General features: G+C 53.7%; 12 protein-coding genes. 10 read left to right on the forward strand and 2 right to left on the reverse strand.

Translation table 11 applies throughout. From position 1 onward, the window contains the following. Positions 1–78: 78 nt before the first annotated feature. Positions 79–1,005 carry a thioredoxin-disulfide reductase gene (gene trxB, locus GXP58_03225; protein ID NOY52614.1) on the reverse strand — a complete coding sequence of 309 codons (927 nt, stop codon included), beginning with the start codon at positions 1,003–1,005 and terminating at the stop codon, positions 79–81. Positions 1,006–1,061: 56 nt separating this feature from the next. Continuing rightward, entirely contained in the window at positions 1,062–2,387 is a 1,326-nt protein-coding gene (locus GXP58_03230; GenBank protein NOY52615.1) for a radical SAM protein, read from the reverse strand. Positions 2,388–2,502: 115 nt separating this feature from the next. Here GXP58_03230 and GXP58_03235 point away from each other — a divergent pair, with 115 nt between their 5' ends. The 10 genes from GXP58_03235 (at position 2,503) to GXP58_03280 (ending at position 10,495) form a co-directional block, all read left to right on the forward strand. Next, positions 2,503–3,054 (forward strand): DUF4416 family protein, encoded by a 552-nt coding sequence (locus tag GXP58_03235; GenBank protein NOY52616.1) that lies wholly within the window; start codon positions 2,503–2,505, stop codon positions 3,052–3,054. A gap of 207 nt (positions 3,055–3,261) precedes the next feature. Continuing rightward, positions 3,262–4,404 carry a DegT/DnrJ/EryC1/StrS family aminotransferase gene (locus GXP58_03240; protein NOY52617.1) on the forward strand — a complete coding sequence of 381 codons (1,143 nt, stop codon included), beginning with the start codon at positions 3,262–3,264 and terminating at the stop codon, positions 4,402–4,404. Between the two features lie 329 nt (positions 4,405–4,733). Beyond that, the gene (locus tag GXP58_03245) at positions 4,734–5,117 is read left to right on the forward strand and encodes a nucleotidyltransferase domain-containing protein (protein NOY52618.1); all 384 of its coding nucleotides are present in this window, start codon (positions 4,734–4,736) and stop codon (positions 5,115–5,117) included. Then, positions 5,114–5,563 (forward strand): DUF86 domain-containing protein, encoded by a 450-nt coding sequence (locus tag GXP58_03250; GenBank protein NOY52619.1) that lies wholly within the window; start codon positions 5,114–5,116, stop codon positions 5,561–5,563. The genes GXP58_03245 and GXP58_03250 overlap by 4 nt, the downstream gene beginning before the upstream one ends. A gap of 21 nt (positions 5,564–5,584) precedes the next feature. Then, entirely contained in the window at positions 5,585–6,154 is a 570-nt protein-coding gene (gene rfbC / locus GXP58_03255) for a dTDP-4-dehydrorhamnose 3,5-epimerase (GenBank protein NOY52620.1), read from the forward strand. Beyond that, a complete protein-coding gene (locus GXP58_03260) occupies positions 6,155–7,633 on the forward strand; it encodes a hypothetical protein (protein ID NOY52621.1) in 1,479 nt (492 codons plus the stop codon). It begins immediately after the preceding gene. Positions 7,634–7,731: 98 nt separating this feature from the next. Continuing rightward, complete coding sequence (locus GXP58_03265; protein ID NOY52622.1) at positions 7,732–8,757, forward strand: hypothetical protein; 1,026 nt, start codon at positions 7,732–7,734, stop codon at positions 8,755–8,757. Positions 8,758–9,001: 244 nt separating this feature from the next. Then, positions 9,002–9,550: a hypothetical protein gene (locus tag GXP58_03270; GenBank protein ID NOY52623.1), complete on the forward strand. Its 549-nt coding sequence runs from the start codon at positions 9,002–9,004 to the stop codon at positions 9,548–9,550. Continuing rightward, on the forward strand, positions 9,537–9,938 hold the full coding sequence (locus GXP58_03275; protein ID NOY52624.1) for a nucleotidyl transferase AbiEii/AbiGii toxin family protein: 402 nt from the start codon (positions 9,537–9,539) through the stop codon (positions 9,936–9,938). The genes GXP58_03270 and GXP58_03275 overlap by 14 nt, the downstream gene beginning before the upstream one ends. Before the next feature lie 191 nt (positions 9,939–10,129). Next, the gene (locus GXP58_03280; protein NOY52625.1) at positions 10,130–10,495 is read left to right on the forward strand and encodes a type II toxin-antitoxin system VapC family toxin; all 366 of its coding nucleotides are present in this window, start codon (positions 10,130–10,132) and stop codon (positions 10,493–10,495) included. Positions 10,496–10,699 lie beyond the last annotated feature (204 nt).

Genomic DNA, 10,699 nt, shown 5'->3' on the forward strand with positions numbered 1-10,699 from the left:
CGAAATGTCAACCCGGAAGTCTAACGCAGACGTAAACGGAAGGAAACGGTTTTGTGAAATGTTGAGACCTGACCCTGCCTATTGTTCTTCTGAAAGGAATTTCTCCGCGTCCATCGCGGCCTTGCATCCCATCCCGGCAGCAATGACCGCCTGCTTGTAGACAGGGTCCGCCACGTCGCCGGCGGCGAAGACACCGGGAACGCTTGTGCGGCTTCCTCCGTGCAGGACGATGTACCCCTGTTTGTCCAGCTCAACCTGCCCCTCGAAGATCTTCGTGTTCGGTACATGCCCGATGGCGATGAAGACCCCTTCGCAGGGAAGGTCCGAGACCTCGCCGGTCTTGACGTTCTTCAGGCGTACGCCGGTGACCCGTCCTTCCTCTTCGCCTAAGATCTCTTCTACGACGGAGTCCCAGGCGAAGGCGATCTTGTCGTTTCTGAAGACCCGGTCCTGCATCGCCTTGCTCGCCCGCAGTTCATCGCGCCGATGGATGATCGTGACTTTCGTGGCGAAACGGGTGAGAAAGTCGGCTTCCTCGATGGCGGTGTCACCGCCTCCGACGACGGCGATCTCCTTGTCCCGGAAGAAAAACCCGTCGCAGGTCGCGCAGGCCGAGACACCCCGCCCCATCATTTTCTGTTCCGAAGGGATCCCTAAGAAACGGGCCGAGGCGCCGCCGGCGATGATGACCGTCCTTGCGGTAATGACTTCGCTGTTGTCGAGGTGGATCGAAAAGGGATGCTTCGAGAAATCGACGGATACGACCTGTGCGCCGAGGATCTCCGTCCCGAAACGGACAGCCTGTTTCTTCATCTCCTCCATCAGGGCCGGTCCCATGACGCCGTCCGGGAAACCGGGGAAATTTTCCACCTCGGTGGTGATGGTCAACTGTCCCCCGGGTTGATGTCCCTCTATGACGAGGGGGGAGAGGCCGCTCCGGGCGTTATAGATGGCGGCGGTGAGACCGGCCGGTCCGGACCCTATTATGACGACATTTCTGGGCATTTCGCACCTCCTTAATTTTCCTGTGTCTCGGGATTCAAGAACCCGGATTTTAATCGTCATCGCGGGTTTTGTAAAGCCCTTTTCATGACGGCCTGGTTCAGGCGATTTGCCGCCTCTTTGACCTTCCGGTAACCTTCGGGGTTCCGGCAGCAACAGAGGTGCTTGTTGTGAAGCAGCGGCTCGGTCCGGATCGCCGGATATTTGCGGGCGGTTGTCTCGAAATCGGGGGTCCCCGGAACCGGGGAATAGGTGGCGAGATAAGAACGTATCCCGGCCTCGTGAACCATGTGCAGGGTCTCGATTACCGCCTCGTCCGGTTGACTCGGCACGCCGTATAGGACGTAGGCGCCCAATTCCTCCTGGGTGAAACCGGCGGAATGGAGGAGGCGCACGGCCCGCCGGAATGCGTCGTTTGAGACCTTTGCCGATGAATGCTTTTTCTGGAAGGAGGGACTGCTGCTCTCCAGACCGAGACGGATCGTTTTGAATCCGCTGCGGAAGAGAAGACCGGCTGTCTTTTTCGTGACCGCCCCGGCGTGGATTGCGTTTGGAAGATGAAATCGCAGATTGAGCCCTGTCCGTATGATCCCCTCCAGGATCGGGTGGAGATGGGTCCCGACCCGGACCAGGAGGGCGTCGTCGAAGAAGGCGAAGTCCCGCACCTTGTGTTGTTTCACGTAGTCTGTAATGGCCGCGACGACCTTGTCGGGGTCTTCCTGTACAAACCGGGGGTAGAGCCGGGAAACAGCGCAGTAACTGCAGGCAAAAGGGCATCCCCGCGAGGTAATCAGGGGGATGCTGCGCACTTGTTCGTAGAAGGAGAAATCGGGAAAGGGGAGAAGAGCCGGCAGTGGACCGCTCCGGAGGATTCCCTGCAGCCTTGCCAGGATGTGTTCAGAATCTTTTTCGGGGAAGAAGAGATCGGCGCCCGAGTATTGCCGGGCATGGTCCGGGCAGAGGGTGACGTAATTGCCTCCCAGCCCGATCGGGACGCCGGGGTGGGTATCGCGGACGATTTCAATCACCCGGTGCGCTCCGGGATACCAGTAGGTCATGAGACAGGTGACGAGAACGAGGTCGGGGCGGCCGAAGCCGGTCAGCTCCGCCCGGAATCTTTCATCGTCCATGCCGAACCGCCTGAAGGAGCGGGGGATTCCGTGCAGCGGCGGCGGGGAGTCGACCGCCCGGCCGGGGATCTTCCCGGTGGCGAACCGTTTGTCCTGTGCCCCGAGGGCGGCCCGGTCCACGCAGTCGATCAGTCCGACCTCATGCCCCGCCCGCTTCAGCGCCGTCCCGATCATGAGGAGTCCCAGCGGCTTGATCCAGAAATCGTATGCGGCGAAGTCCGTGATCCATGGATGAATGAGGAGGATCTTCTTCATCTTGATTCCTTGCGGCCCTTCCGATAAGATGCCGTTGTCTTTCATAGGTGATTCCCGGCAGGGTCGGGGACCGCCTGTGCAAAACAGTGTAGAACGATCGATCAGGAGAATCAACATGGGAGTGCCGAAAGATCCGGGTCCGGTCATGCTCTTCGCCGGTATGCTTTCCGGGGATCCCGGCCTCATGGACGACGTGGAAAAGAACTTGGCAGAGAAGTACGGTGGGATCCATTACCGGAGCGAGGATCTTCCATGGAACTATACGACCTATTATCGTAAGGAACTGGGCGAAGGAATACGGCGGCGTTTCATCTTCTTCCGTGACCTGATCGTCCCGGACGAGATTGTCGGGATCAAGCTCGAAACCAACAGAATAGAGGGGCGTTATCTTCGTGACGAAGGGGGAGAACCCCTCCGGCGGATCAACCTCGATCCCGGTTACCTTGATCCCGCCAAGGTTGTCCTGGTCTCCACAAAGGATTTCTCACACAGGATCTATCTCGGATCCGGGATCTATGGCGAGCTGACCCTGACCAACATAGGCGGCGTATTCCGGCCGCTGCCCTATACCTACCCGGACTATCGTGCGGAGGAGACCCTCCGGATTTTCAATTCTATAAGGGGTGATTCGGTTTTGTTGCGCCGGAGAAGCAGGACTTCCGCCTGAATTGCATTGATTTTTGTCCGGCAATATGCTAATTAACACTTTCATCCAGTCCATTGCCTTGCAGGGGGATAAACGGTTCGGTATATTCCGGTCGGATTGCCGATCCCACAACTGTTTTGGAATATGCCTGTTCACAATGGATATTAATCGCCGAATCGAAATATAAAGATTTCTCTTTCTATATAGAAAATCATACTTATGACTGTAATGAAAGTTCCGCTTCTGGATCTGAAGGAGCAGTATCGTTCCTGCAGGGATGAACTCCTGCCGGAACTGGAGCGGCTCTTCGATTCTCAGCTCTTCATCCTGGGGCAATCTGTCCGGGAGTTTGAAGATGAGATTGCCTCCTATTGTCATGTGCCCCATGGGATTGGTGTCGCCTCCGGCTCCGATGCCCTGCTCCTCTCTCTCATGGCCCTGGAGGCCGGTCCGGGGGATGAGGTCATTACCACCCCCTATACCTTCTTCTCCACGGCAAGTGCAATCACGCGCCTCGGGGCGCGGCCTGTCTTTGTTGATATCGATCCCGTTACATACAATATCGACCCCGCTGCGATCGAGGATAAGGTCACTTCCAGGACACGGGGCATACTGCCGGTCCACCTCTACGGCCAGGTGGCAGGGATGGAGCGAATCAGTTCAATTGCGTCGAAGTATCATCTCTTCGTCGTTGAAGATGCCGCACAAGCAATCGGTGCGGAATACGGAGGGAAACGTGCCGGAGCGTTGGGGGATGCCGGGTGTCTGTCCTTCTTCCCTTCAAAGAACCTGGGTGGTTTCGGAGACGGGGGGATGGTCGTGACCGACGATGCGGGACTGGCCGAAAAGATAAGTATCCTCCGCGTCCATGGTATGAAACCGAAATATGTACACAAATATGTCGGGATTAACAGCCGGCTCGATGCCCTCCAGGCGGTGGTGCTGTCGGTCAAGCTCAAGCGGCTGGATGCCTGCCATGAAGCGCGCCTGAGACATGCCGGGTATTACTTGGAACTCTTCAAGAGTGCGGGACTGGTGCGAAGCGGCGATGTCGTGCCGCCGCAGGATCGTCACGGCGGTGATCCCGCCTTCCGTCATGTCTATAACCAGTATGTGATACGAGCCCGGAAGCGGGATGCCCTCCGAGAGTATCTCTTGCAAGGAGGGGTCGGCACGGAGGTCTACTACCCGATCCCGTTGCACCTACAGGAATGCTTCGCCGGTCTCGGCTATCGTGAGGGGGACTTTCCCGAGGCGGAGCGGGCGGCGCGGGAGACGCTGGCCCTTCCCGTCTACCCGGAACTGACGGGGGAGATGCAGGAATACGTTGTCGAGCGGATCGCCTCATTTTATCGAGGGCGCCGTCCCTGACGAAGGGGTAAGATTATTTCCCTTCCGACCTTCTCCCCTTTGCAAAGGGGAGCACGGATATTACTCCCTTTTCCAAAAGGGAGTGCACATATTCCCCCCCTTTTCCAAAGGGGGGCTAGGGGGGATTCGGACCCCGCCGAACCACGTACAGCAGGGGCTGTAGCGCCGGGGTTTATCCCCGGCGAAGAGAGATCCTCCCGGCGGGGCCGGGGGAGAAGAGCCAAGAGCAGACTTGACCCCTTTGCGGTGTGTAACCGAGAGGGCGGAGCTGTATCAACCGGCAGGCCGGAATGAAGAGATCACGAATTCGGATACCCCCTGAGTCAGTGTTGCATCGAATCGGGGAGAAGTACGATCTCAAACTGATTCTCCTGTTCGGTTCTCAGGTTACCGGCAGGGTGCATGAGATGAGCGATATTGATATTGCCGTTCGAACCCGGTCAGGCAAGGGGGTCAAATTCGCCGATCTCCTCGATCTTACGGCCGATCTTACAGGACTCTTTGAGAAGGATGTGGACCTTTCCGTCCTGGATCATGCCGATCCGCTCTTCCTCTATAATGTTGTGGAAGGAGCGCGACTTTTGTGCGGAGAAGAGAAGGACTTTGACGCATTACGTTTGAAGGCCTTCAAAAAATACCAGGATTTTCGTCCCATTCTTGAACTGGAACGGCAATTTCTCTTGAAGGAATATAACGCGGGAGTAATGCCATGATTGATCCGGCAATGGTGCACCGGAAGCTTTCTCTGATTACCACGGACCTGAAGAGATTAAAGGATCTGGTCGCGAGAACCCGGGAGGCGCTTCTTTCGGACGAAATTGGTCTGGCCGCTGCAGAACGTTATCTCGAAAGGGTCATCGGCCGGATGATCGATATCAACTATCACCTGATTACCTCGGAAGGGGAACCGCCGCCGAAGGACTATTATCTCTCATTTGTCCAGTTATCAATAAAACCCGCCATCCTTGACAAGCAATTTGCCGAAGAAATAGCAAACGCCGCGGGTCTTCGTAATCGCATCGTCCACGAGTATGACGATATCGATCCCGGCCTCACCATTGAAGGGATGCGTGCGGCCGTGAGGGATATCCCGCTTTATGCCGGAGCGGTTCTGAAATATTTGGAAAAGCGGCGAAAGGATCGGGATCCGGCTGAATAATCATTGACGGGAAAGGGAACGATGCTGACCATTAAGACACCCCTCGACGGTCTGTTGCTGATCGAACCGAAGGTCTTCGGTGATGACCGGGGGTTCTTTCTCGAAACCTATGAAAAAAAACGCTATGGCGAAGCCGGTATCTCCGATGAATTTGTCCAGGACAACCTCTCTTTTTCGCAGCATGGAGTCCTCCGGGGACTCCACTATCAGAAACCGAACAGCCAGGGCAAGCTGGTCTATGTTCTGCGGGGCGAGGTCTTTGACGTGGCCGTCGATATCCGGGCCGGTTCTCCCACCTTCGGCCAATGGTACGGCGTCACCCTCTCCTCCGAAAACCGTCGGCAGCTATGGGTCCCGGCAGGATTCGCACACGGTTTCTGCGTTACCGGGGAGGCGGCACTCTTCGCGTACAAATGCACGGACTATTATGCCCCGCAAAGCGAAGTGACGATCCGCTGGGACGATCCCGCAATCGGTATCGACTGGCCGGTGAAGGACCCAGTTATCTCGGAGAAGGATGCAAAGGGGATTCTGCTTGGGGAGATGGAAGAATCCCTTCTTTTTCGCGTGCAGGATTTAAGGAGAAGCTGAATGCCTGATCAGAAACCGGATTTGCACTCCGAACCGGTGGATGAAGTGGAGTTGATCGACTACATCCATGTTCTTTGCAAACGGAAAAAGCTGATTCTTTTTGGGACGATTCTTTGCATGCTGATTGCGGGTGTGCTGAGTTATCGGTCGCCGGATCTTTATCGTGCGACCCTGATTTTCAGGCCCGGCATGACCGGTCAGATTATCGACCAGAAAAGAGAAACCGTGGACGATGCGGACGCGATCGTAAGGAGGATCAGAAGCGGCGTCTATGACCGGGGCGTGGTTGAAAAAATCCACCCAGAAAAGGAAATTGGGAAGATTGCCTGGAAGGTTGGGCACAAGATTAACGACCACCAGATTATCGTCTCCCTCGAAGATCCGGACGGTGGTTTCGCTGCAAGGGAGTTGGAGGCGCTCTTCTCACAAATTGCGAAGGCCTACGAACCGAAAATCAGCGTTTACAAGGAACTTCTGAAGAACAGGCTCGAACGTACGCGAATCAAGATTGAGGGGCTTGATCAGCAAAAGGCTTATTTGAAAGATAAAATCAGGCAGGAAAAACTCGGGCTGAAATTGAAATTGAGCAACTTGAAAGATGAGCGGACACTCAAAGAAAGATCCATCCCGGCTCGGGAAAGACAAATTGAAGAGAAAAAACGGGCAATTCAGCAGGTACAGGGGAAGATCAAGACAGAAGAGGGGAAGATCAAGGTCAAAGAAGGTGATATTGTAACCCGACAGGGGGCGATCCGGGCCATTCAGGAGAAAATAAAGATCCTTGATGCGAAGAAGAAATCTCTTCTTTCCCGGCTTCCTCAGATCGAGAACAATTCCAAGGATCTTCTGCAGGGCAGGGATTCCCTGGCGGCGAGTCGCAAGGCGAAAAAAGACGGTATTTCGTTCCTGTTGTTTTCCGACATTACCCAGAAGTCTATCGAGTATGCCAATAACCTGCGAAACAGCGCACTGAACCTGGATATCCAGAGGACGGACCTCAAGCAGCAGGTCCGGGTCGAGAATGCCGGCATTGAAAATGTAAGGGTACAGATCGCGAATATAAAGACCGGGATAGAGAACCTGAAACGGAGTATAGAGGATATCCAGGGCGGGATTGCCGATATCAGGAACGAAATCAGCAACATCAGGACACAGATCGAAGGAATCGGGAGGCAGGAAAAGAAGATCAAAAACGACTTTGAAAAATGGCTTTCCGGCACGCAGAAGGACCTGGCGAAACTTGACGAACAGAAACAGACCTTGACATTGAGCGCCGGGGATCTACATGAGCAAATGAAACTGATCTCCCCCTTGCTGCGGATCGAAGGGCCAGTGGTATCGATGAAACCGGTTGGGCCGGAAAGATCTTCCCGGATTCTTCTTGCAGCGGTGGGAGGGATGACGGCATTGATCTTCCTGGCTTTTTTTCTGGAGTATCTTGCGAGCGTAAAAAAGAGAGAGATCAAGGCGCAGGTTTAACGCGATCCTTCATCATCAGGTACCGGACCGTGGTCTGGTGAAAAACATGAAAATGGTGCCCTGTTCTTCCGGGTGCTTTCGGATCAAGGAGGGGGTGAATGTCTGGGCAGGCGACGGAAATACAGGCAAATGCAGATTCTGACGAAATCGAGCTGATCGACTACATTAACGTCCTTTGCCGCAGGAAGACGCTGGTCCTCGGAGGGACCATCCTGTGTGTTGTTCTTGCCGCGGCGGTAAGCTTCCTGCTTCCCCCGGTCTATCGTGTAGACACTGTCCTTCATATCGGGAAGACGAGCCGTGTTATCGAGAAACCGGCGAATCTGCTGGCGAAGATCGAAAACGGTCTCTATGATGGGGCCGTCCGGGATAAAACCGGAATAGATATTCCTGGAGAGTTCCACCGAAAGATCAAAGCGGAACATTTGAAAAACACCTCGCTTGTCAGAATCTATATCGACTCCGCCCATAAAGTGGAGGCCGCCAAGGTTCTCGCTGCAATGGATGACCTGATCCTTGCCGATCATATGCGGATGATCGATGTTGATGAGGCCGTGGTGAAAAGCAGGATCAGGGCCGTGGAGGAAGAGATCGTATCTCTGGAAAAAGAGAAGGCGCGTATTCAGAAAGATATCGATCTCACAAGAAGAGACAGGGTAGCGTCCGAAAAGGAACTGAAGGAGATCGGGGATCGTATCCGGAGACTCCAAAAGGAGGAACGGAAGATCAGCCGTAGCTCGGGCAAGGACAAGACTCTTCTCCTTTTGTTATTGAACAGCGAACTGCAATATGATCGTCTTTATTCCAACCGGTTGCATGATCGGCTTGACAGAGGGATCGAGAAAGACCTGCTGGAGTTCATGACACGATTTAACGTCAACAACAATTCCCTGAATTCGTTAGTTCGGAAAAAAACGGAACTGGAATTGCAATTGAAAACCTTCCGGAAGACGAAGATCATTAAGGATGTAACGGTTTCCGAGAATCCGGTCAGTCCGAAAATCAGGCTGAACATCCTCCTGACCGGGATAGCCGGTTTGTTCTTTTTTGTCTTTCTCGCCTTTTTCCTGGAGTATTTCAAGAGCGCAAAGGAGAGAGAGAACCTTGCCCATATGGGAAATTGATGCGCCTTTCCCCCGGAGAGTCGATGGTGTCGTAAAAAGTCGTTTTCCGGATTCCGTTCATGGTTCGACAGGCTTCCGAGCATGGTGAGCTTGCCGAACCGCATGCTCGGAAGCTGGTTGAACCACACGAACGGAATATCAATTACTTGCTCCGTTCGCCCTGAGCCGGTCGAAGAATGATTTTTTTTTGCATCTGGTCTACGTTAAGATATGCTAATCGTAGCTTAGTGTGTACCGAGATGTCATGCAGCCTATCAAGCAACTGACGGAAATTTTGGAGAACCTGGCGGACAGAGAGCATTACCTCTTTTCTCGGAGAGATCTGAGCGCCGTTATTCCCGGCCATCATTCGGTCGCAATGAAGGCAGTGATCGGCCGGGCAGTCAAGAACGGTCTGCTCAGGCGCGTCTGCCGCAGTCTGTTTCTCTATCCGAAGGTTGATTATCCTTCCGGTCTTGTCTTGTATCATGCCGCCGCCCGCCTGAGAGCCGATGAATTTAATTACATCAGCCTGGAATCCGCTTTGAGTGATGCCGCCGTGATTTCACAAATCCCCATGAACTGGATCACGCTGATGTCTTCCGGACGTAGCTCTATTATCGACTGCGGATCTTTCGGCCATATTGAATTCGTCCATACAAAAAAATCTCCGGATCGTGTGGCCGACCAGGTTGTCTATGATCCCCGCTGCAGACTGTGGCGTGCATCCGTTGCCTTGGCGCTGCGGGACATGGCGCAGACCAGGCGAAGTACCGACCTGGTAGATTGGGAGGCGGCCCGTGAATTTGTTTGACCTTCTGGTTACCCAGGCCATGAAGCGCTGGGGCAAACTGGCTTCCTTGCGCAGTGTGGTGGAAAAAGAACTGCTGCACCATGACATTCTCCGTGAAATGAGTGCTGCAGGTATGCTCAACGATTTGACCTTTATCGGCGGCACATGTCTGCGGGCCTGTTACGGCTCCCATCGTTTGAGTGAGGATCTGGATTTTACCGGGGGGGTCGGCTTTCGTTGTGAGACCCTGCGCTGTGACCAGATCCGCTCTCCGGGTTCCCCCCCGTTCGACAAAGGGGGGCCAGGGGGGATTCGATCTTTCTATTTGTGGCGGTTGTTTCTTGTGGAATTGATATCCTGCACATGGTGTGTTATGGTCATAAAGCGAGAAATTATAATATTTCTATGAATGAATTGGATTGCGAGGTGGAAAGATGGGGACGATTACAATTCGGAAAAATGAAGATATCCAGGAAATAAGGAACAGGATACTGCATGGTGTCAGGAATGCAAAAGCGCTTTCCGTGAAGAAATACAGCGGAAGATTGAAGTTAAAGGAAGAACCGTTAGTCTATCAAAAGCGTATTCGGAAAGAGTGGGATGAACATACTCGTTGACACCAACATTGCACTCTATTTATTTGGCGGAGATCAACAAATTTCCGGAGTGCTTGATGGCCAAGTGGTCCATGCATCCTTTGTTACGGAACTTGAGTTGCTTGGATATCCAGGCATTACCATCGAGGAAGAAAAATTGATTCACCATTTTCTGGATGATTGCGTCGTGATTGATCTGAATGGGCAAATTAAGAGCAAAACAATAAAACTTCGGCGGCAGTATGGATTAAAACTGCCGGACAGCATTATCGCGGCAACAGCATGCTATTTGGGCATACCTCTTTTCAGCGCCGACATGGATTTCCGGGCAGTGAAAGAAATCGACTTGATGGCCTATGAACGAAGTTGATTGCATAGTGGTTGTTATTCCATTAGGGTGATTCGGCAGGTTTCCCCTGCACGTTAGCTTTTCAAACCCGTTCGCCCTGAGCGGGCCTGTGCTGAGTTTATCGAAGCATCGAAGGGCCTGTCCTGAGACATAATGGCTGACAGTTGGCAAAAAAGTGCCTGCCCCTTGCCAACGTGGGTTATGCTGGAAATTATTAACCCCGGC

The sequence above is a fragment of the Deltaproteobacteria bacterium genome (assembly GCA_013151235.1).
Taxonomy (GTDB): domain Bacteria; phylum CG2-30-53-67; class CG2-30-53-67; order CG2-30-53-67; family CG2-30-53-67; genus JAADIO01.